At 65.7% G+C, this 21,693-nt stretch carries 20 protein-coding genes; 14 read left to right on the top strand and 6 right to left on the bottom strand.

The genetic code is table 11. The features are described 5' to 3' along the window. The first annotated feature begins 19 nt into the window (after nucleotides 1-19). Nucleotides 20-757: a Crp/Fnr family transcriptional regulator gene (locus tag AC1DSF_RS02125; RefSeq protein WP_478144173.1), complete on the top strand. Its 738-nt coding sequence runs from the start codon at nucleotides 20-22 to the stop codon at nucleotides 755-757. Here AC1DSF_RS02125 and AC1DSF_RS02120 read toward each other — a convergent pair. After that, complete coding sequence (locus tag AC1DSF_RS02120; RefSeq protein ID WP_478182249.1) at nucleotides 754-1,383, bottom strand: SOS response-associated peptidase; 630 nt, start codon at nucleotides 1,381-1,383, stop codon at nucleotides 754-756. The two genes, AC1DSF_RS02125 and AC1DSF_RS02120, sit on opposite strands and share 4 nt — an antisense overlap. Before the next feature lie 106 nt (nucleotides 1,384-1,489). On the opposite strand from AC1DSF_RS02120, the gene AC1DSF_RS02115 reads away from it, so the two are divergent. After that, nucleotides 1,490-2,245: an SDR family NAD(P)-dependent oxidoreductase gene (locus AC1DSF_RS02115; RefSeq protein WP_478125060.1), complete on the top strand. Its 756-nt coding sequence runs from the start codon at nucleotides 1,490-1,492 to the stop codon at nucleotides 2,243-2,245. Between the two features lie 307 nt (nucleotides 2,246-2,552). On the opposite strand, the gene AC1DSF_RS02110 is transcribed toward AC1DSF_RS02115, so the two are convergent. Together AC1DSF_RS02110 and AC1DSF_RS02105 are read right to left on the bottom strand one after the other, a co-directional pair. Continuing rightward, nucleotides 2,553-3,527, bottom strand: coding sequence for a Bug family tripartite tricarboxylate transporter substrate binding protein (locus AC1DSF_RS02110; protein WP_478125059.1), 975 nt, complete (start codon nucleotides 3,525-3,527; stop codon nucleotides 2,553-2,555). Nucleotides 3,528-3,668: 141 nt separating this feature from the next. Continuing rightward, nucleotides 3,669-3,929 (bottom strand): hypothetical protein, encoded by a 261-nt coding sequence (locus AC1DSF_RS02105; RefSeq protein WP_478125058.1) that lies wholly within the window; start codon nucleotides 3,927-3,929, stop codon nucleotides 3,669-3,671. Between the two features lie 344 nt (nucleotides 3,930-4,273). On the opposite strand from AC1DSF_RS02105, the gene kdpF reads away from it, so the two are divergent. The 7 genes from kdpF (at nucleotide 4,274) to AC1DSF_RS02070 (ending at nucleotide 13,232) form a co-directional block, all read left to right on the top strand. Further along, nucleotides 4,274-4,372: a K(+)-transporting ATPase subunit F gene (gene kdpF / locus AC1DSF_RS02100; RefSeq protein WP_478125057.1), complete on the top strand. Its 99-nt coding sequence runs from the start codon at nucleotides 4,274-4,276 to the stop codon at nucleotides 4,370-4,372. Beyond that, entirely contained in the window at nucleotides 4,372-6,174 is a 1,803-nt protein-coding gene (gene kdpA, locus AC1DSF_RS02095) for a potassium-transporting ATPase subunit KdpA (protein ID WP_478182248.1), read from the top strand. Before kdpF ends, kdpA begins: the two co-directional genes overlap by 1 nt. A 5-nt stretch (nucleotides 6,175-6,179) precedes the next feature. Then, entirely contained in the window at nucleotides 6,180-8,273 is a 2,094-nt protein-coding gene (gene kdpB / locus AC1DSF_RS02090) for a potassium-transporting ATPase subunit KdpB (RefSeq protein WP_478182247.1), read from the top strand. A gap of 27 nt (nucleotides 8,274-8,300) precedes the next feature. Beyond that, nucleotides 8,301-8,879: a potassium-transporting ATPase subunit KdpC gene (gene kdpC, locus AC1DSF_RS02085; protein WP_478125054.1), complete on the top strand. Its 579-nt coding sequence runs from the start codon at nucleotides 8,301-8,303 to the stop codon at nucleotides 8,877-8,879. 64 nt (nucleotides 8,880-8,943) lie between these two features. Further along, on the top strand, nucleotides 8,944-11,709 hold the full coding sequence (locus tag AC1DSF_RS02080) for a DUF4118 domain-containing protein (protein WP_478182246.1): 2,766 nt from the start codon (nucleotides 8,944-8,946) through the stop codon (nucleotides 11,707-11,709). Nucleotides 11,710-11,716: 7 nt separating this feature from the next. Further along, entirely contained in the window at nucleotides 11,717-12,409 is a 693-nt protein-coding gene (kdpE, locus tag AC1DSF_RS02075; protein ID WP_478182245.1) for a two-component system response regulator KdpE, read from the top strand. 55 nt (nucleotides 12,410-12,464) lie between these two features. After that, on the top strand, nucleotides 12,465-13,232 hold the full coding sequence (locus AC1DSF_RS02070) for a pseudouridine synthase (protein WP_478144165.1): 768 nt from the start codon (nucleotides 12,465-12,467) through the stop codon (nucleotides 13,230-13,232). A 30-nt stretch (nucleotides 13,233-13,262) separates the two neighbouring features. On the opposite strand, the gene AC1DSF_RS02065 is transcribed toward AC1DSF_RS02070, so the two are convergent. Beyond that, on the bottom strand, nucleotides 13,263-13,748 hold the full coding sequence (locus AC1DSF_RS02065; protein WP_478182244.1) for a DUF3761 domain-containing protein: 486 nt from the start codon (nucleotides 13,746-13,748) through the stop codon (nucleotides 13,263-13,265). A gap of 216 nt (nucleotides 13,749-13,964) precedes the next feature. On the opposite strand from AC1DSF_RS02065, the gene AC1DSF_RS02060 reads away from it, so the two are divergent. From AC1DSF_RS02060 to AC1DSF_RS02040, 5 genes are all read left to right on the top strand, one after another. Next, entirely contained in the window at nucleotides 13,965-15,182 is a 1,218-nt protein-coding gene (locus AC1DSF_RS02060) for a pyridoxal-phosphate-dependent aminotransferase family protein (protein WP_478182243.1), read from the top strand. A gap of 102 nt (nucleotides 15,183-15,284) precedes the next feature. Beyond that, a complete protein-coding gene (locus AC1DSF_RS02055; protein ID WP_478125048.1) occupies nucleotides 15,285-15,944 on the top strand; it encodes a response regulator in 660 nt (219 codons plus the stop codon). Beyond that, nucleotides 15,941-17,320, top strand: coding sequence for an ATP-binding protein (locus AC1DSF_RS02050; RefSeq protein WP_478125047.1), 1,380 nt, complete (start codon nucleotides 15,941-15,943; stop codon nucleotides 17,318-17,320). The genes AC1DSF_RS02055 and AC1DSF_RS02050 overlap by 4 nt, the downstream gene beginning before the upstream one ends. Nucleotides 17,321-17,426: 106 nt before the next feature. After that, nucleotides 17,427-17,780 (top strand): hypothetical protein, encoded by a 354-nt coding sequence (locus AC1DSF_RS02045; protein WP_478125046.1) that lies wholly within the window; start codon nucleotides 17,427-17,429, stop codon nucleotides 17,778-17,780. 144 nt (nucleotides 17,781-17,924) lie between these two features. After that, a complete protein-coding gene (locus AC1DSF_RS02040; RefSeq protein WP_478182242.1) occupies nucleotides 17,925-18,332 on the top strand; it encodes a hypothetical protein in 408 nt (135 codons plus the stop codon). Nucleotides 18,333-18,336: 4 nt separating this feature from the next. Here the strand turns inward: AC1DSF_RS02040 and AC1DSF_RS02035 are convergent, their stop codons facing one another. Beyond that, nucleotides 18,337-19,341: a Csu type fimbrial protein gene (locus AC1DSF_RS02035; RefSeq protein ID WP_478182241.1), complete on the bottom strand. Its 1,005-nt coding sequence runs from the start codon at nucleotides 19,339-19,341 to the stop codon at nucleotides 18,337-18,339. Next, the gene (locus tag AC1DSF_RS02030; RefSeq protein ID WP_478182240.1) at nucleotides 19,338-21,686 is read right to left on the bottom strand and encodes a fimbria/pilus outer membrane usher protein; all 2,349 of its coding nucleotides are present in this window, start codon (nucleotides 21,684-21,686) and stop codon (nucleotides 19,338-19,340) included. Before AC1DSF_RS02030 ends, AC1DSF_RS02035 begins: the two co-directional genes overlap by 4 nt. Nucleotides 21,687-21,693: the final 7 nt, after the last annotated feature.

The following is a 21,693-nucleotide window of genomic DNA, read 5'->3' as shown; positions in this document are numbered from 1 at the left end:
TACTCCCCGGAGTTTCCCGATGCCTATTGGCAACGACAGCGGCACGTCGTCGATCCGAGACCGCGTGCGCCCCGCGCGCGAAGACGAGCTGGACAACATCCCCTGGCTGCATACGCTCACGTCCGTGGAACGGCGCCGCGCCGAAGCGGCGGTGGTCGTCGGCGACGCCGAGGCGGGCGATCTCGTGTGCCGTATCGGACGCTCGCCGACCTATTGGTTCGGCGTCGTCGAGGGCCTGCTCAAGATGAGCAACGACAACGCCGACGGCACCTCCATGACCTACAGCGGATTGCCGCCCGGTGGCTGGTTCGGCGAGGGAACGGCGCTCAAGCGGGAGCCGTATCGATACAACATCCAGGCGCTGAGAAAGAGCGTGGTCGCCGGCTTGCCGGTGGACGATTTCCACTGGCTGCTCGACCATTCAATCGGCTTCAATCGCTTCGTCATGAACCAGCTGAACGAGCGCCTCGGGCAATTCATCGCCGCGCGGGAAGCCGATCGCCTGAACAACCCGGACGTGCGCGTGGCCCGCAACCTCGCCGCGCTGTTCAATCCGGTCCTCTTTCCGGGGGTGGGTGAATTGCTGCGCATCACGCAGCAAGAGCTGGCTTACCTGATCGGGCTGTCGCGCCAGCGGGTCAATGAAGCCTTGCGCGCGCTGCAGGCGCAGGGCGCCATCCGTGTCGAATATGGCGGCCTTCGGGTGCTCGATCTGGCGGCGCTGCGAAGCAGCGGAACAACGGGGAAGGGCGCCTAGCGGGCCATTGCCAAAGAAGCCGCCGGCAGCGTCTGGCGCACGAGCTTGTCGTCGGCGTACGGCCGGAGGTAGGCTGCGGTTTCCTCGACGGGGCAATGCAGCCAGTCATCCACCCAGGCATCACGCAGGATGACTGCTCGGCGGCGTTCGGTTTGCCCGGGCGCACCGAAAGTCAAGAAGGCAAAGCTTTCGACGCATTCCCCGGCGGGCGAACGCCAGCCGTTCCACAGGCCTGCCAGCGCGAGCGGCTCGCCGTCTGCGCGGGACACCCGAACCACCGCATCTGCGGCGTCACCGGCCTGGAAGATCGAGTCCGCAAGAATCACGCAGCGGTGGCCGCGCTTCCAGGGCTGGTAGAAATTTCGCTCGGCGGATGCGGTCTCGCTGCGCGCTTCGAAGGTGTCGGCGTCAAGGCCGTCTTTGGAAAACAGGGGGATGAGCCCCCAGCGGCCGAGGGCGATCTCGAACCTCACCTGGGATGGATCGCCTGTGCGGTCGGCGCGCGGGCGCCGCACGAACATGCCCTTCTGGCCGGGGCGGACGATTGCTTCTTCGGGACGAAATGCGATACCGAAGCGCTTGGCGAAGTGGCTTGGCTCGCTCGCTGCTTGGTAGTGGGTGGGCATGACTGTGTGGAAGAAAACGTGGCCAATTCTAGTCAGGGCAGGGATACGATCTTTGGCGCGGCATGCTTGTTCATGCCTTGTTCATAAGACCTTTCTCACAAAACTCATGACTTCATCTCATCTCACCGTCATCACCGGCGCTTCCCGCGGGCTGGGCCGCGCCATGGCCGAGCAACTCCTTCAGCCCGGTCGCCGGCTCCTGTGCATTTCGCGCCACAGCGACGATGCATTCGCCGCGCTGGCCCGCAAGGCAGGCGCCGAACTGGAGCAATGGCAGCAGGATCTCGCAGACCCGGTGGCCGCCGCGGCCCGTCTTTCGGCATGGATCGGGCAGCTCGACGGCAAAGCGTTCGAAAGCGCCACCCTCATCAACAACGCCGGCACCATCGGCCGCCCGCGCCCGTTGTCCGAAGCCGAGCCTGCCGATTTGGCGCAAGCCCTGCGCGTGGGCCTGGAGGCCCCCATGCTCCTCACCGCCGCATTCCTCAGTGCCACCAAGGGCTGGCGTGCAGAGCGCAAGGTGCTGAACATTTCCTCCGGCCTCGGCCGCAATGCGATGGGCAGCCAGGCGCCGTACTGCGCGGCCAAAGCAGGCATGGACCACTTCTCGCGCGCGGTCGCCCTGGAGGAAAAAGGCGGCGGCGCAAAAATCGTGTCCCTGGCGCCCGGCGTCATCGACACCGACATGCAGGTGCAACTGCGCGAAACCGATGCAGCCCTCTTCCCCGACCGCACCCGCTTCGAAAACCTAAAGTCAGAGGGCAAGCTCGACTCCCCCCAAACAGCCGCCGCCAAGGTACTGGCCTACCTGGCCCGCCCCGACTTCGGCGCCAACCCCGTAGCCGACGTCCGCGACCAATAAACAGGCCGGCGAAGCCCGGCCCGTCGATGAAACACCGCGGAACCGGCTTCGCCGGGCCGCCGGTGTTGCCCCGGCAGGGGGTGGGCGGCCACACGAAGTGGGCAAGCCTGGGGGCGAGCAACAGGAACACCGCGGAACCGGCTTCGCCGGGCCGCCGGTGTTGCCCCCGGTAGGGGGTGGGCGGCCACACGAAGTGGGCAAGCCTGGGGGCGAGCAACAGAAACACCGCGGAACCGGCTTCGCCGGGCCGCCGGTGTTGCCCCGGCAGGGGGTGGGCGGCCACACGAAGTGGGCAAGCCTGGGGGTGTTACTCAATACTCGCTCCGGATGCCTGCACGATGCCGCGCCATTTCTGATAGTCGCTCTTGAGCAACGTGCTCAGCTGTTCGGGCGTCATGCTCTGCGGCTCCGCACCCTGGGCAATGATCGCGGCCTTCATGTCGGGCGTCGCGAGCAGCTTGTTCACTTCGGCGTTGACCTTCTCGACGATGTCTTTCGGCGTGCCGGCGGGCATGAAGAGGCCATACCACGTGCTCACGTCGAAGTCCTTGTAGCCCAGTTCCGCCACGGTCGGCACGTCGGGCAACGAACTGCTGCGGCGCAACGAGGTCACCGCCAGAGGACGCAGCTTGCCCGACTTGATCTGGCCCATCGCGGAGGGCAGCGACGACACCATCAAGTCGACGTTGCCGGCCAGCACGTCCATCATCGCGGCGTTGGAGCCCTTGTAAGGCACGTGGCGCATCTTGATCTTGGCGGCCGAGTTGAAGATCTCGCCCGCAAGATGAATGGTCGTGCCGTTCCCGGGCGAGCCGAAGGTGACGGTGTCGGGCGCTGCGCGTGCGGCATTGACGACATCGGCCAGCGTCTTGAACTTGGAGTCGCTGCGGGTGACGATCACCACGGGGGTGTAGGCCACGTGGGCGACGGCGGTGAGGTCCTTGGTGGGGTCGTAGCTGAGATTCTTGTAGAGCCATGGCGCGACGACCATGTTGTCTTTCTGGCCCATCACCATCTCATAGCCGCTGGGCGCGGCACGCACTGCTTCGGCGATGCCGATGGTGCCCCCCGCGCCCGCGCGGTTGTCAGGCACGACGGTCCAGTGGCTGACTTCGGTGAGCTTGTTCGCGACCAGGCGCGAGAGGATGTCGGTGCCGCCACCGGGCGGGAACGGCACGATCATGTGAATCGGCTTGGACGGATAGGACTGGGCCTGCGCAGCGGCGGCAAAGGCCAGCGCCAGGGTCATGGCGCTGACGGCGGTGAGGAGTTTTCGGATCATGGTGGGTGTCTCGTCGTTCGAGGCGCCGGCAGGGAGCGGCGCATGTGCGCCGTCAGTTTGCCGGAACGAGACTGCCCGAGAACACGCGATTCGAGATGGCCGCCGTATCGAATCGCGAGTGCCGCCATGGCGGCGAGCGCTTCAGTGGACGGTCGGCGGACCGAGGTCCTCGAACGGGTCCACGAAGGCCGTGACGATGGGTATGTCGGCGCCCGGTCCGTGTGCGTCGGCCCGGCGTTGCAGTGCTGCGATGCCGGCCATCATGGCCGCGCCATAGGTCGGCATCGGGCCTTCGGCTGCGTCGATGGGTCGGCAGTCGGGGCCGTCCTGCTTCTGGAGAACCCAGTAGAAGTGTCCGGCGATCGGCTCGTCGACAACCAGTGCAATGGCTTCGGAGTTCATGGTGTGCCCTTTCGAAATCACGTGGGAAGGTTTGTACGCACCACGCCGAGCGGCAGATAGCAACGATTTCACGACTGCGCCCGCGCTATTGCAATAGCCGCAGCTTGCGTGAAATCGCGCACGCACGGGCTTGCCGGCCGCCCGCATTTACGCTTTCTTTACGGCCACTGGCTGAGTCTGTTCCCCGTTTTTATGCGCTCCTGCCGAGACTGAGGCTCTTGTTTCGCATGCAGGAGTGTTCGGATGGACATCGTGTGGATTGCCGCTCTGGCGGCACTGTGGATCGTGATGGTCGGCTTGGTCGCCGGGCTCTCCAGGCTCGAAGCGCCGAAGGGAGAGCGCTCGTGATTGGCCTCGAAGTCATCTATGGATTCGGCGGCCTCATCGCCGTGGTGCTGTTCGCGTACCTCGTCTTCGCGCTCATCTGCGCCGAGGAGTTCTGATGGACACCGCAGGCTGGGCCTTGCTGGCTCTCTTTCTCGCCGTGCTGGGCGTGCTCGCGTGGCCACTCGGGCGCTATCTGGCCATGCTGTGCGACGGGCGCCTGCCGCGCTGGATGCAGCGCATCGAAGCTCCGCTCTACAAGCTTGCCGGCGCGTCGCCCGCGCAATCGATGCACTGGCGCACCTACGCGGTCGCGCTGCTGGCCTTCAACACGATCGGCGCGGTGGCAGTCTATGGCTTGCAACGCCTGCAGGCATGGCTGCCTTTGAATCCCTCGGGAATGAGCGCCGTGTCGTCCGATTCGGCGTTCAACACCGCCGTCAGCTTCGTGAGCAACACCAACTGGCAAGGCTACGCCGGTGAATCGACGATGAGCTATCTCACGCAGATGCTCGGACTCACGGTGCAGAACTTCCTCTCTGGCGCGACTGGCATCGTGGTGGCCTTCGCGCTGGCACGCGGCTTTGCGGCGCGCAACACCGACGGCAGAGGCTCGGTCGGCAACTTCTGGGTCGACGTGACGCGCGTCACGGTGTGGCTCCTGCTGCCGATCTCGTTTGTGATCGCCATGTTCTTCGTTGGCCAGGGAGTGATCCAGAATTTCGACGCCTACAAGACGGTGACCACGGTCGAGGCCACGGCGTACCAAAACCCGAAGGTCGATGCGGCAGGTCAACCGCTCAAGGACGCGCAGGGCAATCCTGTCACCGAAGACGCGAGCACCGCCACGCAGACACTCGCCATGGGCCCCGTCGCCTCCCAGGAGGCCATCAAGCTGCTGGGAACCAATGGCGGCGGATTCTTCAATGCCAATTCGGCGCACCCGTACGAGAACCCGACGGCGCTGGCGAACTTCGTCCAGATGCTGGCGATCTTCCTGATCCCGGCTGCGCTGTGCTTCGCGTTCGGCCGTGTCGTCGGCGATCTGCGCCAGGGTTGGGCCGTGCTCGCGGCAATGACGGTGCTTTTCGTCCTGGCTGTGATCGTGATCATTCCCGCGGAACAGGCCGGCAATCCGCTGATAGGTGCATTGGGAGTCGACCAGACCTCTACCGCGTTGCAGGCGGGCGGCAACATGGAAGGCAAGGAAGTGCGCTTCGGCATTGCTGCATCAGGGCTGTTCGCCGCCATCACTACCGCCGCTTCCTGCGGCGCGGTCAATGCGATGCACGACTCGTTCACGCCGCTGGGCGGCATGGTGCCGATGGTGCTGATGCAGCTTGGCGAGGTCGTCTTCGGCGGTGTAGGCACGGGTCTCTACAGCATGCTGATCTTCGCGATCCTCGCCGTCTTCATCGCGGGGCTGATGATCGGACGCACTCCGGAGTACCTCGGCAAGAAGATCGAGGTCTACGAGATGAAGCTGACCTCCATCGCGATCCTTGTGACGCCGATCCTCGTGCTGGCTGGCACTGCGATCGCGGTCATCGCTGACGCGGGCAAAGCCGGCATTGCGAATCCAGCTGCGCATGGGTTCTCGGAGATCCTCTATGCACTGACCTCGGCCGGCAACAACAACGGCAGCGCCTTCGCGGGTCTTTCGGCCAACTCGCCGTTCTACAACGCGCTGCTGGCCGTCGCCATGTGGTTCGGCCGCTTCGGCGTCATCGTGCCGGTGCTGGCGATCGCTGGCGCGCTGGCCGCCAAGAAGCGCTTGCCGGTGACCTCCGGAACCATGCCCACGCACGGTCCGCTGTTCGTCACGCTGCTGATTGGCACCGTGCTGCTGGTGGGCTTGCTCAATTACGTGCCGGCGTTGGCGCTTGGCCCGGTCGTCGAGCACCTCGTGCTCTGGAAGTGAAGAACATGAAAACGAAAACTTCGCTCTCGCTGGTCAACCCCACTCTGCTGCGTCCTGCGCTTTGGGCATCGGTCACCAAGCTGAGTCCGCGCGTGCAATGGCGCAACCCGGTGATGTTCATCGTCTACATCGGCAGCATCCTCACGACGCTGCTCTGGGTGCATTCGCTGAGCTATCCGGGTGAGGCCGGCATGTCGGCCGGCTTCGCGCTGGCCGTCTCGCTCTGGCTTTGGTTCACCGTCTTGTTCGCCGACTTTGCCGAGGCCCTGGCGGAAGGACGGAGCAAGGCGCAGGCAGCGTCTCTTCGCGGGCTGCGCAAGGACACCTGGGCCAAGAAGATGGTCGAGCCTTTTCACGGTGGCAAGTGGCTGCCGGTGCAGGCGCCCGAATTGCGGCGTGGCGACGTCGTTCTGGTCGAAACGCATGACGTGATCCCGCTCGATGGCGAAGTGATCGAAGGCGTTGCCTCCGTCGACGAAAGCGCGATCACCGGCGAGTCCGCGCCTGTGGTGCGCGAGTCGGGCGGTGACTTCTCCGCGGTGACCGGCGGCACGCGAGTGCTGTCGGACTGGCTCGTCGTGCGCATCGCGGTGAATCCGGGCGAGTCTTTTCTCGATCGGATGATCGGCATGGTCGAAGCGGCAAAGCGCCAGAAGACGCCGAACGAAATCGCCCTCACGATCCTGCTGGTTGCGCTGACCATCGTGTTCCTCGTGGTGACCGCCACGCTGCTGCCCTATTCAGTGTTCAGCGTCGCCGCCGCCGGTGCGGGCACGGTGGTGTCGATGACGGCGCTGGTCGCACTGCTCGTGTGCCTGATCCCCACGACCATCGGCGGCCTGCTGTCCGCAGTGGGCGTGGCCGGCATGAGCCGCATGATGCAGGCCAACGTGATTGCGACTTCAGGCCGCGCAGTCGAAGCCGCGGGCGACGTGGATGTGCTGTTGCTGGACAAGACGGGCACCATCACGCACGGCAATCGACAGGCCAGCGCCTTTCTCGCCGCGCCGAGCATCTCGCAGGAGAAGCTGTCGCGCGCCGCACTGTTGGCATCTCTGGCCGACGAAACACCCGAGGGCCGCAGCATCGTCGAATTGGCGCGCCGCGGTGGGGCCGACGACCGGGCCGTCGAAGGAGCGCACTTCGTGCCCTTCACCGCGCAGACTCGCATGAGTGGCGTCGACCTGCCGTCCTTGCCGAACAGCCTGGACGCCGATTGCATCAACCTGCGCAAGGGCGCGGTCGACGCGGTGCGCAGGTATGTGGAAGGCATCGGCGGAGCCATGCCAGCCGAGGTGCTGCGCGCCGCCGATGCGGTCGCGCGCCGTGGCAGCACGCCGCTCGCCGTGGCTGAAGGCCATCGGGTGCTGGGCATCGTCGAGCTCAAGGACATTGTCAAAACCGGCATCAAGGACCGCTTCGCTGAATTGCGCCGCATGGGCATTGAGACCGTGATGATCACTGGCGACAACAAGCTCACGGCGGCAGCCATCGCCGCCGAGGCCGGCGTCGACGATTTCCTCGCCGAAGCCACGCCGGAGGACAAGCTCGCGCTGATCCGCCGCTATCAGTCCGAAGGCCGACTCGTCGCGATGACCGGCGACGGCACCAACGACGCTCCCGCGCTCGCGCAGGCCGACGTCGCAGTCGCAATGGGCAGCGGCACGCAGGCCGCGAAGGAGGCGGGCAACATGGTCGACCTCGACTCGAATCCGACCAAGCTGCTCGAAGTGGTCGAAACGGGCAAGGCGCTGCTGATGACGCGGGGTTCGCTCACCACCTTCTCGATCGCGAATGACGTGGCGAAGTACTTCGCCATCATTCCGGCGATCTTCGTTTCGACCTACCCGCAGTTGGCCGCGCTTAACGTGATGCGGCTCGCGAGCCCTTCCTCGGCGATCCTGTCGGCGGTGATCTTCAATGCGCTGGTGATCGTGTTCCTGATCCCGCTGGCGCTGAAGGGCGTGCAATACAGGCCCGTCGGCGCTGCCGCGTTGCTGCGGCGAAACCTGGCGATCTACGGACTCGGCGGACTGATCGTCCCATTCGTCGGCATCAAGCTGATTGACTGGCTGCTGCTTGCGGTGCATCTGATTTAAGCCTGACCAGGCTCCAAGGCGCTTCCCATGAAAAACATTCTTCGTCCCGCCCTCGTGCTCTTCGTGCTGCTGAGTGCGCTCACCGGCATCCTCTATCCGCTCGCAGTCACGGGTGCTGCGCAGGCCGTCTTTCCATCGCAGGCTGCCGGCAGCCTGGTGACGCGCGACGGCGTGCCGGTCGGCTCCGCCTTGGTCGGGCAGAACTTCAGCGATCCGAAGCATTTCTGGGGTCGTCCGTCTGCGACTTTGCCGATGCCCTACAACGGCGGCGCCTCCGGTGGGTCCAATCTCGGACCGCTCAATCCTGCGCTGGCCGATGCAGTCAAGGGTCGTATCGAAGCACTGCGCGCAGCCGATCCGGGCAACAGGGTGGCCGTGCCGGTCGATCTGGTCACGGCATCCGCGAGCGGGCTCGATCCGGACATCAGCCCGGCCGCTGCGCGCTATCAAGCGGCTCGCGTCGCGCGGCTTCGCAACCTGCCGGTCGACCAGATCGATCAACTGATCGATGCCCATACCGAATCGCGGCTCTGGGGCCTGTTCGGCGAGGCGCGTGTCAACGTGCTGGCGATCAATCTCGCGCTGGATGCGCAACCCTCGCCGTGATGCCGGAGGAACGCTAGTGCGATCGGCAGCGTCACTGTTGAGCTAACCTGCGGCGCATCGCCTCATGAACGACGATCTTCGCCCTGACCCGGACACGCTGCTCGCGCAGTTGCGCGCCGAGGACGAGCGCTCGCGGCGAGGCAAGCTGCGCATCTATTTCGGCGCCAGCGCGGGCGTCGGCAAGACGTGGGCGATGCTGAGCGCCGCGCAGCGCGAACGCACCGCCGGCCGCGACGTACTGATCGGTGTCGTGGAAACGCACGGGCGCAGCGAGACCGCAGCGCTGCTCGCGGGGCTCGGCACGCTGCCCTTGCGCGAAGTCGCCTACCGTGGTCACAAGCTGGCGGAGTTCGATCTCGACGCCGCGCTCGCGCGCAGGCCGGCCATCCTGCTCGTCGACGAACTGGCCCACACCAATGCGCCGGGTTCGCGTCACGCCAAGCGCTGGCAGGACGTGCAGGAACTGCTCGCCGCTGGCATCGAAGTGTGGTCCGCGCTGAATGTCCAGCATCTGGAAAGCCTCAACGGCACGGTCGGGGCCATCACTGGCGTGCGCGTGCACGAGACCGTGCCGGACACGGTGCTCGATGAAGCCGACGAGGTGGTGCTGGTCGATGTCACGCCCGACGAGCTCACCGCGCGTCTGGCGGCGGGTAAGGTCTATCTGCCGCAGCAGGCCGAACGCGCGGCGCAGAACTTCTTTCGCAAGGGAAACCTCATCGCGCTGCGCGAGATCGCACTGCGCCGAACTGCGGAGCATGTCGAAGACGACGTGCGCGGATGGCGTGTCGAACAGTCCGGTCCGCAGGGCGATGCGGGGCCGCCGGCATGGAACACTTCGGGTGCGATCCTCGCTTGCGTCGGTCCGCATGAAGGCGCGGGACAAACGGTGCGCGCAGCGGCGCGCCTTGCAGGCCAGCTCAACGTGCGTTGGCATGCAGCCTATGTCGAGACGCCGCGCCTGCAACGGCTGGATGCGAAAGAGCGTGACAGCATCCTCGCCGTGCTCAAACTGGCCGAAGAACTGGGCGCGGAAACGGCGGTGCTGACCGGCGTCGGCATCGCCGAAGAACTGGCCGCCCAGGCTCAGCGGCTCAATTGCGCGACGCTGGTGGTGGGGCGGCCGGAACGCGCTGCGGGCTGGGCACGCTGGCGATGGTGGGCGCCCGGACTGACGCATGAACTGGCGCGCCTCGCAGCGGGCGTCGACATCGTCGAAGTCGCGCGCGCCGAGAGCTCGCGCAGGCTCGTGCAGGTCCGATCGGGCCCCCACCGTGCCGAATTGGACGTCGAAGATGCCGACCGCTCGCGTGCCCGATGGCGTGGCTATGCATGGGCAGCAGCCACCAGCATTGCGATCACCTTGGTCGCGATGCCGCTGGTGGGTGTGCTCGAGCTGGTCAACATCGTGATGCTGTACCTGCTGGGGGTGGTTGGGGTGGCGATGCGATTCGGTCGCGGACCGGCCGCGCTGGCTGCGACGCTCAATGTCGCGGCCTTCGACTTCTTCTTCGTTTCGCCTCGGTTTTCGTTCGCTGTCAGTGATGTGCAATACGTCGTGACCTTCGGGGTGATGCTGGCTGTGGGCCTGCTCGTCGGCCAACTGACGGCGGGCCTGCGTTTCGCGGCCGGTGTGTCGGCGAGCCGCGAACGGCGGGCGCAGTCGTTGTTCGAGCTGGCCCGCGATCTGTCGGCCGCGCTGGAAAGCGCCCAGGTCGCGGCGCTCGGCAGGGCGGCGGTCGAGCAACATTTCGGCGGCCACGCATTGGTGCTGGTGACCGACGCGAGCGATCGCCTCGCCGTGCCGGTTCAGCGCCCGCTCGGCTTCGATGCGAGCGTTGCCGAGTGGACGCTTCGCCAAGCCCAGCCGGCTGGGCTCGCGACGAGCACGCTGGCGGCGCAATCCTGGCACTACGTTCCCTTGAAAGCGCCCATGCGTGTGCGCGGCGTGCTCGCGCTCGAACCCGCACAGCCGCGTTGGCTGCTGATCCCTGAGCAAGCGCGGCAGCTCGATACGCTCGCGCGGCAGATCGCGATCGCGCTGGAGCGCGTGCACTACGTTGAAGTGGCGCAACGGGCCGTCGTCGAGATGGAATCCGAGCGGCTGCGCAATGCCCTGCTCGGCGCCATATCGCACGATGTCCGCACGCCGCTGACAGCGCTCATCGCGTTGGCGGAGTCGCTCCAGGCGCTGCCGGATGCGGGCGGTGGACACCGGGCCGCTGCACGCGCGATCGTCGCGCAGGCCCATCAACTGCATGCGCTCGTCAGCAATCTGCTCGACATGGCGCGTCTGGAAAGCGGTATCTCGGGCGGTGCCGTCAACTTGCGGCGCGACTGGCAGTCGGTGGAGGAGGTGGTGGGGTCGGCCATCAGGGCGGCGCGGTCCGCGCTTGGCCACATGGCCATACAGACCGCGCTGCCTGCGGACCTGCCCCTGGTGGAGTTCGATGCGGTGCTGATCGAACGTGTGCTGGTCAACCTGCTGGAGAACGCCGGCAAGTACGGCGCAGCGCCGGTCGTCGTGGGCGCGCGCGTGACCGACCGTGCGCTGGTTCTGAGCGTGCGCGATCACGGCCCGGGCCTGCCGCTGGCGCTCCAGGGGCGTGAGCGGACACTGTTCGACAAGTTCACGCGCGGCCAAGCCGAATCCGTGACGCCGGGCGTGGGGCTGGGCTTGGCGATCTGCAAGGCGGTGGTGAGTGCGCATGGCGGCGAGATCACCGCGGCCAACGCGGTCGGTGGCGGGGCAGAATTCGTCGTTACGCTGCCGCGTCGCGCACCGCCGGTGCCGTCGGAGGCACCGGAATCAACCCTTCTTCCCATCTGACGCCACCATGCCCAGCCCCACCGCCGTCGTGATCGAGGACGAGCCCCAGATTCGCCGCTTCGTGCGGGGTGCGCTGGAAGCCGAAGGCTGGCAGGTGCACGAGGCCGGCACGCTTCGCGATGGCCTCGCAGCCGCCGGCACGCGCCAGCCCGATCTGCTGGTGCTCGATCTCGGGCTGCCGGACGGCGACGGTGTTTCGCTCATTCGCGACGTCCGGGGATGGTCGGGCGTGCCGATCATCGTGCTCTCGGCGCGCACGGACGAGGCCGACAAGATTGCGGCGCTCGACGCTGGCGCGGACGACTACCTGACCAAGCCTTTCGGCACGGGCGAACTGCTGGCCCGCGTTCGCGCGAACCTTCGCCGGCCGCGTGCGGCGACCGGCGGCGAGGAGCCCGAGCCGGTGTTTCGCTTCGGCGACGTGGAAGTCGACCGCACCGCCCGGTTGGTGCGGCGTGCGGATGCCGAGGTGCATCTGACGCCGACCGAGTACCGCCTGCTGTCGGTCCTCATCGCCAATGCCGGCCGCGTGCTGACTCAACGCCAATTGCTGCACGAGGTGTGGGGCCCGTCGCATGGCGAGCAGAGCCATTACTTGCGCATCTACATGGGCCATCTCCGGCAGAAGCTGGAAGCCGATCCGGCCCAGCCTAGGCATCTGCTCACCGAGACGGCAGTGGGCTATCGGCTGGTGCCTTGAGCCTGTTCCCCCGCGAATCACCGAGAATCTTCGGCTACCCGACCGCAGCCGACCCATGTCCGATATCCCCGAAGCTTCCCGTCTCAACAAACGCATGGCCGAGTTGGGCCTGTGCTCGCGCCGCGAGGCCGATGACTGGATCTCGCAGGGCTGGGTCAAGGTGAACGGACAGGTCGCCGAGATGGGCGTCAAGGTGACGCCGGCCGATCGCATCGAAGTCGACAAGAAGGCGCAGCACCAGCAGCAGCAGCAAGTCACGATCCTGCTTCACAAGCCGATGGGTTACGTGAGCGGACAGGCCGAAGACGGGCATGAGCCCGCGATCGTGCTGATCAATCCCCGCACGCACTGGCGCGAAGACCCCAGCCGCCATCGCTTCTCGCCGCCTCAGTTGCGCGGCCTGGCCCCTGCCGGCCGACTCGACATTGACTCGGTGGGATTGCTGGTGCTCACGCAGGACGGCCGCGTGGCCCGTCAACTGATCGGCGAAGACTCCGGCATCGAAAAGGAATACCTCGTGCGCGTGTCGTACGGGCCCGTCGCGCAGAACTCGCAAGCGGCATTTCCCCGCGAGCAACTCGCCAAGCTGCGCCATGGCCTGAGCCTGGACGGGCAGCCGCTCAAGCCGGCTCGCGTCGATTGGCAGAACCCCGAGCAATTGCGCTTTGTGCTCACGGAAGGCAAGAAGCGCCAGATCCGCCGCATGTGCGAACTCGTCGGCCTCAAGGTCGTGGGCCTGAAGCGCATCCGCATCGGCAATGTGGTGCTTGGCAACCTGCCCGTCGGGCAGTGGCGCTACCTGGGTCCGAACGAGCGCTTCTGACGGGCCGGCGACTCGAGAGCCGCCGCGCGACTACGAGCAGGCCTTGTTGTGCGAGGGGTGCATTCCCTTGGCCTTGGCCTCGGATTCCGTCATGTATTCGCCCTTCTTCGTCTTCCCGTAGTAGCGATCGCCGACGCAGTGGTAGACCTGCGTCTCGTCGTTGGCCCAGACCTTCCCCGCGCCGCCTCCGGCTGCGGCCGTCATCTTCGAGGGATCGGGCGGCATCGTCGTCTTGGCCTTTGCGGTGGTGGCAGCAGGTGCTGCAGCGGTGTTTGCTGCGGGCGCAGCGGGTGCCGATGCCGCTGCGGCGCCCTTGCCGTCCGCCTTGCCGTACCAGGTCTTGATTCCCTTGTGGCCACGGCAGGCGCCGGACTTGCTGTCGGGCGATGCATAGCTGCCGTCTTTGCACTGGACCGTGGTGCCGGCCGGCGCGTCTGCCGGAAGTTGCTGCGCCTGAGCGGCCCAAGCGCCCAGCATGCCGGCTACCACCAGCGCCGCCCTGAGAGAAAACTTCATCCGGAATGCTCCTGAAACGATGTGTGACGAGACAGGGTCATGTTGCGGGGGCGTTCCCAGCAGAAGCTGACCAGGCGCAATCATCCAGATCGGCGGAGATGGTCAAGAAGCAGCAAATTTCGGCCAGAAATCAGGAGGCGTGGGGCTCGCTGTGAGCGAAGTGTGCAAGATAGCGCGCTCGCAACCCATCAACACGCCGAACATTCACTCCGCCCCATGAATCCCTTTTTTTCGCCGCCGCGCATCAGATCCCTCGACGGCATCCTTCCTGACGAGCCCCTATTGATGATGGGCGCCGGCCCCGTTCCCATTCCTCACCGGGTCGCCTATGCAAATTCCATCGTCATCAATCATCTGGGCGAGACGATGGGCGCGGTCATCGATCAAGTGAAAGCGATGGGCCGCTACGTGTTCCAGACCGAGTCGCCGCACGTTCTCGGCGTTGCCGGCCCCGGCTCGGCAGCAATGGAAATGGCGATCACGAACCTCGTGGCTCCCGCCTCCAAAGTCCTGAGTGTTGCCAACGGGTACTTCAGTCAACGAATGGCCGAAATGGCGCGGCGAGTCGGCGGAGACGTTGACGTTCTCGAGGTCTCGGGAGATCGCAGGGTGAGCTCTGACGCCGTTGAAGCCCGACTGCGGAGCAAGTCGTACGATGTCCTCACCATTGTCCAGGGCGAGACTTCCAATACCGTCTGGAATGCAGAGCTCCAAGCCATCGCTGCCCTCGCCAAGGCTCATGGTTGCCTCGTGATCGTCGACGCGGTTTGCACTCTGAGCACGATGCGCTTGGACATGGATGCGTGGCAAATAGACGCGGTCATCACGGGCGGGCAGAAGGGGCTGTCGTCGATCCCTGGCGTCTCGCTGCTGGCGTTCTCACGGAGCGCCTGGCAAGCCATCGAAGGGCGCAAGAGTGTCTTGCCGCATTGGTGCCTGGACGCCAAGCTCGCGGACAAGTTCTGGAATCAGAATTCCTACCACTACACAGCGCCTGTATCCGGCATCCTCGCCCTGCACGAAGCGCTGCGCCTCGTGTGCGAAGAGACCCTGGAGGCGAGGTTCCATCGCCATCTGGTTTGCTCCGAGGCGCTGCAAGCGGGCATCGAGGCCATGGGGCTGACACTGCTGGTCGATAGGGCGTCGAGGTTGAATTCAGTCATCGGCATCAATGTCCCGGAAGCCGTTTCCGCTGACGGGGTTCGGGCGTACATGTCGAGCATCCACAAGGTGGAAATCGCCGGGTCCTTTGGGTTGAACATCTTGCGGATCGGCCAGATGGGCGAGCAGTGCCGCGAGCACAACCTGTTCAGGACCCTGCATGCACTGGGCCTCAGCATGGAGGCCAATGGCGCCAGCCTGAACGTTCCGGTCGGAATGGCGGCTCTCGAGCGGACACTCTCCGAGCGCGGACGGGCGAGCGCCGACTACTAAGTTGCCGGTGCGGCATGCAGAGGGCTGACTGCGCCCTCATGCATGCCTAACAAATCAGGCGTAGCCTCCCTTGGAATTGTGTGTCGGACCCAAGGAGACCCCGTGCGCGCCTTGCTCGTGGAAGACGATGAAATGATCGGTCGCAGCCTGATGCATGCGCTCGACAACGCCGGCTGGTCGGTCGACTGGGTGCGTGACGGCGCACTGGCGCACAGCGCCATGGCGGATGGTGGCTACACCTGCGTGCTGCTCGACCTCGGCCTGCCCAAGGAAGACGGCACTGAAGTCCTTCGACGCGCCCGCAAGCGCGGGGACGCAACGCCGGTGCTCGTGCTGACCGCCCGCGACGGGCTGGACGACCGGATCCAGACGCTCGACCTCGGCGCCGACGACTATCTCCTGAAGCCTTTCGAGCTGCGCGAGCTGCTGGCGCGGATGCGGGCCGTGGTGCGTCGCCGTGATGGCGCGGCCCATTCGGTGATCGGGACGGCGGCGCTCCAACTCGACCTCACCACCCGCGACGTCGTCGTCAATGGCGTGCGCGAGGTGCTGACCGCGCGCGAGTTCGCATTGCTGCACGCACTGCTGGAGCGGCCCGGCGCGATTTTGTCGCGCGAGCAGTTGGAGGAACGCATCTATGGCTGGGGCGATGAAGTCACGAGCAATGCGATCGACGTGCTGATCCATGGCATGCGGCGAAAGCTCGGCGCCGAGGCCATACGCAACGTGCGCGGGCTCGGCTGGCGAGTCGTCCCGGCGTGAAGCCAGTTTTTCGACTTCGCTCGCTGCGCGGACGGCTCCTGCTGTGGCTGGTGGCGCTGTATGTGGTGGCGATCGCTGCCACCGTCTGGTTCTCCTACGGTGCCTATGGTCGCCTGGTCAACAACTTCATGGACGACCAGATGCGCCTCCTGGCCGAGTCGCATGCAATCCACCACCGACCTCCGCCTTTGCAAGCGGTGAGCCGTGACGATGCCGTTCGGCGCGGCGCGTTCGTGGTCCAGGTCTGGAGTGCCGACGGCGCAACGCTGATTGCCACTTCGTCACCGGCGCTGGAGGTGCCGTTGCAATCGGAGCCCGGCTTCAGCGACCTCACCATGGGCAGAAAGGCCGAGGACGTGTGGCGCATCTACACCGCGGCGCCGGGGCAGATTGACGGCATGCCGCGCGTGCAGGTGGTGCAGAACGATGGCTTCCGTCGCAACCGCATCGTTCGCCGTGCCCTGCTCGAAAGCCTGCCGATCCTGTTGATGCTGCCGGTGACGCTGTTGATCTTGCTTTTCATCGTGTCGGCGGCTTCGCGCTCGCTGCGGGTCGTCGCGCGCGACGTGGCCGCGCAGGAAGAGGGCGATCTTCGCGAGGTGGCGATCGCTCGCGTGCCGGAAGAGATTGCGCCGCTGGTCGCCGCGTTCAACAGTTTGCTGCGGCGGTTGCGAAACACGCTTTCGACCCAGCGCCGCTTCATGCAGGATGCGGCGCATGAGCTGCGCACGCCGATGGCGGCGATCGGCTTGCAGATCGAGAACCTGCGCGCCCACGTGCCGGCCGGCGATGCCGCCGAGCGCTTCGCCCAGCTCGAAAGCGGCGTGAAGCGCGCGCAGCACCTCATCGAGCAGTTGTTGCGCCTGTCCCGGCAGGACACGCCGAGCACAACGGCCGCGGCGGCCAGCGGGCCGGTCGACGTGGCCGCGCTGTTGCGCGACAGTGTGGGGCAATTGATGGTGCTGGCGGACCAGCGCCAGATCGACGTGGGCTTCGAGGGCCGCATTGCGCCGATGGTCGCCGCGCCGGCGGCCGAACTGCGCAGCGTCTTCGACAACCTCATCGACAACGCCGTACGTTATGCGCCGCAGGGCGGGGTGGTGGACGTGCGGCTGCACATGGTCGACGGCGATGCGGTGGTGGACGTGCTCGACAACGGTCCGGGCATTCCGCCCGATCAGCTGGATCGCGTTTTTGACCGGTTCTTCCGCGTTGCGGGAGGGCCGGTTGGCGGCAGCGGTCTTGGGCTTGCCATTGCGCGGTCGGCGGCGCTGCGCAATGGGCTGCGCATCGTGCTCGCGAACAGATCGGATGGCGCCGGGCTCATCGCGCGGGTGTATTTGTCAGGCTCATCCCGAGCTCTCATCGTGAGCTAATTTTTCGCTCACTCCGGGCTCAGAGGGGCTCCCTAGAGTGGTAGCAGGTCCTTCGCGGCGCCTTTCGCGCCGCGGCGCGCGGCCGATCAAACCCGAGGAGACTTTCATGCACGCTTCCGTCAAAGTTCTAGCCGTAGGTACCTTTGCAACTCTCGCCGCCTTGGCGTCGATGACTGCCAGTGCGCAGCAGACCACCCAAGGTTCGGATGGGTCGGACTATCGTCCAATGCAGTCCAACAGTACGGCCCCCAGGCCTGAAGTGAGCCAGGGCGCCATGGATGCGGCGCGTCCGACCGGAACTGAACCGGTCGGCCAGTCGACATCCGCTCCCATGGGGAACTCCCGCCTCACGCGCGAGGAGGTCTACAAGGGCGCGGTCGAAGCGTCTCACCCGATGCAGACCGAAGCGTTGGGTCAATCGACCGGCATGGCCGGCATTACGTCCGGCACGCCGCACTGATTGCCGAAGCCCGAAGCCCGAAGTCGCGAAAGTCGGGAACAGGGGCGAATAGCTTTTAGGGACTGAATTTTCTGGTGAACGTGCCGATATAGGGCTATAGGGCGTCACGCGACGTCCAAAGTCCTTGCCGCCAACGTGAGCCAGATGTCCAGAAGCACTCTCCGCGCCCTCCCGCCGGGCTCGAGCCTGTCGCGGGTGGCGGCGCTGATCGCGTTTTGCATGTTGCCCCAATTCCCGCCGCCCAGCGGGGCGCAGCCGCTGCGGGGGGAGGGCACCACCGCTACCACTCAGCTGAAGATCAGCCTGGTGGTCCGCCCCGTCTTCAAGGTCCTGGAGGTCGCGCCCGTGAAAGACGGGTACATCTATCGGGTGTGGACCAACGTCAGGTCGATCGACATCGGAGGACGCGAATATCGCTTTGCAGGCGTCGGAGAGACAACGTTGAAGGTCGATGGCCGCGAAAGCGACATCGACAAGCAACTCAACCTCGACAGAAGCCAGGGGCTTGCGGGAAATCCCCGCGATCTCCACACCGTCTCGGTGACCTACTAGCCGCTCAATACCTGACGGTAACGGTGACGATGTCCTTGTAGTCGTCGGGCCTGACATTCACACTGGTGCCGGCAACGCGTCCATACACGGTCAGCGACTGAGTCGTCCCGTCGCCGGTGCGCTGGAGGGTGTTGGTTCCCACTTGACCGCCCCAGGGAACGGTACGGTTGGCATCGCTGTAGAGCCGATATGCGATCCTGTCCGCATTGCCGGTGGTCGCCGGAAGCATGACGCCGGCGCCCGTGGTGTCGTTGTTGGCTGGCGTCAGCGCGACTGTGTACGCAGTGGGCCTGGAGCACATCACGCCAATGGTGGTCGATTTGTCAACATTGGCAGCACCCGGCAAGCCGTCCACCCTGCCGAAATCAAGCGGATTCGCCGAAACCACGCAGCTCTTGATGACTGTGGCCTTGGCAGTAAACGGAAAGGTCCCTGTGCTGTTGCCGCCGCAGTTGCTCGGTGCGGCCACGGTGCTTTCGCTGACGGTCACTGCCGTGTGGATCCCGGTGAATTGACCTTGGTAGCTTCCTGGCGGGACTGTCGTCTGGGGCGTTGCCAGGCGCCCTTGCATGGATGCACTGCCGCTGCTCGAGGCACCCTTGGCGAGATCCAGATTCAACACATAGGGATTGGGCGTGATCGTGTTGAACTCCGAGCCCAGCACGATGCTGAAGCCCGGCGGCTGGTAGATCTGGAACTGCAGCGCGTTGCCGGAGGTGTCCTTCATGACGCGCGGGTTGAAATTGCCGGAGCCTTCGATGCCATCGCCCACATCGAAGCAGACCCGCGCGAAAGTCCGCGCGTTGTTGCCATTGGTGCAGGCGTAGGTCAGCATGGCCGTGGTCGTCAGGCCAGTGCCGCTGACGAGGTCCACGCTGCCGAAGTCGACGTTTGTCATCGACGCCGTGCACGTGACGGCCGCCTGTGTGTTTTCCGCTGGCAGGCCCCAAAGCACCCCACACAGCAGCGGCAGCAAGAGGCCCTGCCGGAGGCGGGTCGACAAATTCATGAGTGAGTCTCCTTGACGCAGCGCAGCGGTCCGATCTGCGGGATGCCGTCGGCTTCCTTGCGGTAGTCGAAGCTCGCGCGACAGTAGCCGCCGGGCGTCTGAACCTCGAGCTTGTTTTGTGCGTCCAGGGTGTCGAGGTAGGCCGCGCCATCAAAGCCGACTATCGCAGTGCCCTTCTGTCCATTGACGCGGACCAGGCTGCCCACAGGCAGCGGTTTGCCGGCTTCGTCGACGAGCGTCAGGGCGGCTGCGCGCACGGGCGTGATGCCGAAGCGCACCAATGTGCCTGCCCGGTCGCTGGGGGTCGCGAGCGTCTTGACGCGCTCGATGCGCACGTCGGCCGGCAACTGCATCGGATCGATCGCGAGCTGGTTGTTCTGGTAGGCGTTCAGTGGCGACACCAGAAGCATGCCTTTGCTGTCGGTGGTGCCGATCGGGCGGTTCTCGAGCCTCACGGGAACGCCCGCCACGCCGTCGGTCGAGACCACTGCGAAGGCATCGTCGATGCGCTGAGCAGCGAAGGTCTGGCCGCCCATGAAGACGATCGACCCGGAGTTGCCCGCGTACGCATAACTGCTGTTGCCAAGCACACTCACACCGGCGACAGCCCGGCCATAGCGGCCCAGGTAGTCGATCTCGCCCCGGCCGCCCGTCTGGCCGTCACCCTGGCTTGCACCGGCACGCCAGCCGAAGCCGCCGTCACTGGGCGTGGAGCTCTGCGCATCGGCGGTGTAGATGTTGCGGACGCGTTCGCGCTGGACGCCTGCGCTGGTGGTGATGTTGCCATCCAGCGCCCACGTGAAGCCGACGAACAGGCTTCGGTCGCTCCGGATGCTCAGGTTCTGGTTGAGGCTCACATTCAGCGACGCGCTGCGTCCGAGCGATTTGTACCAATAGGCATTGGCATAGCGCGTGGCCTCCTGCAGGGGGTATTGCTGATAAAGGTAGCTGACGCCGAAGCTGCCGAAATTGTCCGTGTTGTAGCCGATGGTTGCGCGACCCACGCCGCGTGGCGTCGGACTTCCGTAGAGCGACGCGACGTCGCGGTACTCGCCGCGCGTGACGGTCTCGTCGAAGCCGAAGTTGAAGCGGTCGTTGCGCCAGCTGTATCCCAGGTTGAGCAGCGAACCCTTGCGTCCCTGGTTGCTGCTGGCGCCAGCAGCGCTCGACAGCACGCCGGCCTGCCCCAGCAGCCAGGACCCGCCGACACCGCCCGCCACCAGCCCGCGAGTAGCTTCGGCGTGGGTTTCGATGGTGAAATCGTTGCTGACGCCGTACCGCCATACGCCCGTGGTGGCGGGGTCATTGCCATAGTCGAACGAGCTGAGCCCGTAGTTCTTTCGCACCGCGCCGAGGTCCACCGACCAGTCGGACAAGCCTTCCTGGAGCAACCGCTGCGTGTCGTAGAGCGAGAAGTTGATCGTTGTTGCCCGGCCGAGGGCATCCGTGAGCACCACCTGCGCGTTGCCGGCGCCGCTGATGCCGGGCGCTGTATTGAGTTGGAAGGGACCTGCGGGCACCTGGCTCGTGGACTGGCGCAATCCGTTGATGAACAGGTCGACCTGCGACGGCAGCACGGCCGAACCCATGAAGGCCGGCAGCGGCGCAGTGATCCGATAGGGTTGCAGCGAAAAATTGCGCGCCAACTGAATGCCGCCGATGCGTGTGGACCGTGACCAGGGCAGAGCGGCCGTGACCGTGTCGCCCAGGCGCAGTGTCAGCATGTCGTCCTGGAAGGAGGTGCTGACGGTGGTGTCCAGTCGAACCGATTGGCGATCCCAACGCTCGCCCGCCAGCCGGGTCGCCTGCGAAAGCATCGTGTTGCTGAGCACATACGCTCCGGCAAAGGCGCGCAGTTCGGCGAATCCATTCAGGCTGGCCGTACCGCCCCGTCCTTGCGTGCCAAAGAGGTCATAGTTCAGCAGCAACCCCGGCGAAGCGCTGGCCTTCTGCGTCTTAACGTCCGCAGGGTTGATCACGGTGGTCGGCAGGCGAAGCATTTCCGCGCCACCTGCGATGGCCACGCTTTGGCCCGCCGGGTCGTAGTCAATCTGCAGGCCGCGCAGGCTCTTCAGGCGCACCGGGCCGGCGAGGTCTGGAGGCAGTTGAAAGCCAAGCTCGCGCAGCGTGGTTGCGCTGGCCCACAGCTCTGCACCCCGTAGGCCGAAGTGGATGAGATCCTGCGGATTGCCGTTGAGGCTGAGGTCCAGATAAAGATCGGTGCCACTCGGACCGGCGAGATCGCTGTCAGCCGCGGTGGCGAGGCCCGGCGGGGGCGCGAGCGTGGCCGCGGCTGCAGGCTCCCCTGCCTGCGCGGCACATGCCAGCAGGCTACAGAGGAGCAACAGACTT

Source organism: Variovorax sp. 01N429 (assembly GCF_056399425.1).
This window is presented reverse-complemented; position numbering and strand designations above follow the sequence as displayed.

What these genes read in the sequence shown, in the direction of transcription:
- AC1DSF_RS02035 (WP_478182241.1), bottom strand. Translation starts at nt 19,341, where the DNA reads ATGAATTTGTCGACCCGCCTCCGGCAGGGCCTCTTGCTGCCGCTGCTG.
- AC1DSF_RS02060 (WP_478182243.1), top strand. Translation starts at nt 13,965, where the DNA reads ATGAATCCCTTTTTTTCGCCGCCGCGCATCAGATCCCTCGACGGCATC.
- AC1DSF_RS02115 (WP_478125060.1), top strand. Translation starts at nt 1,490, where the DNA reads ATGACTTCATCTCATCTCACCGTCATCACCGGCGCTTCCCGCGGGCTG.
- AC1DSF_RS02125 (WP_478144173.1), top strand. Translation starts at nt 20, where the DNA reads ATGCCTATTGGCAACGACAGCGGCACGTCGTCGATCCGAGACCGCGTG.
- kdpC (WP_478125054.1), top strand. Translation starts at nt 8,301, where the DNA reads ATGAAAAACATTCTTCGTCCCGCCCTCGTGCTCTTCGTGCTGCTGAGT.
- kdpB (WP_478182247.1), top strand. Translation starts at nt 6,180, where the DNA reads ATGAAAACGAAAACTTCGCTCTCGCTGGTCAACCCCACTCTGCTGCGT.
- kdpE (WP_478182245.1), top strand. Translation starts at nt 11,717, where the DNA reads ATGCCCAGCCCCACCGCCGTCGTGATCGAGGACGAGCCCCAGATTCGC.
- AC1DSF_RS02105 (WP_478125058.1), bottom strand. Translation starts at nt 3,929, where the DNA reads ATGAACTCCGAAGCCATTGCACTGGTTGTCGACGAGCCGATCGCCGGA.
- AC1DSF_RS02120 (WP_478182249.1), bottom strand. Translation starts at nt 1,383, where the DNA reads ATGCCCACCCACTACCAAGCAGCGAGCGAGCCAAGCCACTTCGCCAAG.
- AC1DSF_RS02070 (WP_478144165.1), top strand. Translation starts at nt 12,465, where the DNA reads ATGTCCGATATCCCCGAAGCTTCCCGTCTCAACAAACGCATGGCCGAG.
- AC1DSF_RS02045 (WP_478125046.1), top strand. Translation starts at nt 17,427, where the DNA reads ATGCACGCTTCCGTCAAAGTTCTAGCCGTAGGTACCTTTGCAACTCTC.
- kdpA (WP_478182248.1), top strand. Translation starts at nt 4,372, where the DNA reads ATGGACACCGCAGGCTGGGCCTTGCTGGCTCTCTTTCTCGCCGTGCTG.
- AC1DSF_RS02065 (WP_478182244.1), bottom strand. Translation starts at nt 13,748, where the DNA reads ATGAAGTTTTCTCTCAGGGCGGCGCTGGTGGTAGCCGGCATGCTGGGC.
- AC1DSF_RS02110 (WP_478125059.1), bottom strand. Translation starts at nt 3,527, where the DNA reads ATGATCCGAAAACTCCTCACCGCCGTCAGCGCCATGACCCTGGCGCTG.
- AC1DSF_RS02080 (WP_478182246.1), top strand. Translation starts at nt 8,944, where the DNA reads ATGAACGACGATCTTCGCCCTGACCCGGACACGCTGCTCGCGCAGTTG.
- AC1DSF_RS02040 (WP_478182242.1), top strand. Translation starts at nt 17,925, where the DNA reads ATGTCCAGAAGCACTCTCCGCGCCCTCCCGCCGGGCTCGAGCCTGTCG.